Source organism: Bacteroides sp. OF03-11BH (assembly GCF_003604005.1).
Classification (GTDB): Bacteria; Bacteroidota; Bacteroidia; order Bacteroidales; family Bacteroidaceae; genus Bacteroides; species Bacteroides ovatus.
On record NZ_QTMW01000114.1, the window covers coordinates 1 to 1,527 of the forward strand.

At 48.9% G+C, this 1,527-nt stretch carries 1 protein-coding gene; it reads left to right on the forward strand.

What is annotated here, in order from left to right:
• Positions 1–383: 383 nt before the first annotated feature.
• Positions 384–1,527: site-specific integrase (locus DXA54_RS27885; RefSeq protein ID WP_133304704.1), on the forward strand; the 1,144-nt coding region annotated here is incomplete at its 3' end.

The window sequence follows — 1,527 nt, forward strand, 5'->3', positions numbered from 1 at the left end:
AAGAACTCGCAAAAAAACGGCAAAATTTGGATAAATAAAGTAAGTGTTTGGTATTGAGGAGAGTTAAGCCAAATTCTTCTATACCTTTCCAAATCGCTAAAATGCAGGATAATGAAAGGTTAAGAGAAAGATTTGCTACTTATCCGTTGCCTTTTTTAGCCCCGGATAATCCGGCAAAATAACGCTTAACCACCTGCGGTTTTACCGTTCACCATGCAAAGAACCCTATATTTTGCCCGTAAAGATAACCGTTTTTTTCCGTTTTTCATGGAAATACAGGTTATGTTACCGGCATCCGGGGTTTTATTCTTTGTTCCGCTATAATTTTCATAACTGTAAATAACTCTATATCAAGTAATTTTGCAACATAAAAAAATAGAGTTATGAAACAGACGGATGTAACGGTTACGTTCTACCTCAAAAAGAGCGAAATGAATGACGAGGGACATTGCCCGGTCATGGCGAAACTTGCCGTCGGCAAATTTTCAGAAGCGGCTTTTAGTGCGAAAATGTCCGTACCCGTTGCACTGTGGGCATCCGGACGTGCCACGGGTAAAAGTAACGCCGCGCGGGAAATCAACCGGCAACTGGACGATTTGCGAGCTTCAGCCATTTCCATTTATGACGAACTGTCAGCCACCCGTGAGAATGTAACGGCTGAAGAAATAAGGAATCTGTTGTTGGGGACGGCTTTCGGGCAGGAAACCCTGTTGGGTTATTTCCGGACGTTCATCGAACATTTCGAAAAACGTGTCGGCGTGAACCGGGAAAAGGGAACAGCACAATCTTACCGCTATGCTTGTAACTGTGTGGCTGCTTTCATCCAGGAGAAATACAAGTTGTCGGATGTTCCTTTCACGGCCCTGAACCGTTCATTCATCGACAACTATGACCTCTACCTACGCACGGAGCGCCGCTTTGCCCTGGGAACTATCGTGTTGCTTGTCACACGGTTGAACACGATTGTCGGGGAAGCCATCGCGGAAGGGATTATCACTGCCGACCCGTTCGCGGGGTATGAAGCCGAACATCCCGAGCGGGAACAGAAATACCTTACCGCCGCAGAGTTACAACGGCTGATGACCACACCCCTGCACGACCCGAAACTCTACCATATCCGCGACCTGTTCCTCTTCTCCTGCTACACGGGTATCCCTTACGGGGACATGTGCCGCCTGACGACGGAGGATCTGGAAGTGGCCGAGGACGGTGAGGTATGGATCAAGACCGCCCGCAAGAAGACGAAAATCGACTATGAAGTGCCGTTGCTCGACATACCGTTGCTCATCCTCGACAAGTACCGGGATATGGCCCCGGAAGGAAAACTGCTGCCGATGTACAGCAACAACGAACTCAACCGGACGCTGAAACGTATTGCCGCCATTTGCGGAATTGAACGGAAGCTCGTCTTTCACTGCGGACGCCATACCTACGCCACCGAGATCACGCTTTCGCATGGTGTCCCGCTTGAAACCGTCAGTAAAATGCTGGGGCATAGCCGCATTTCCACGACGCAGATTTACGCCA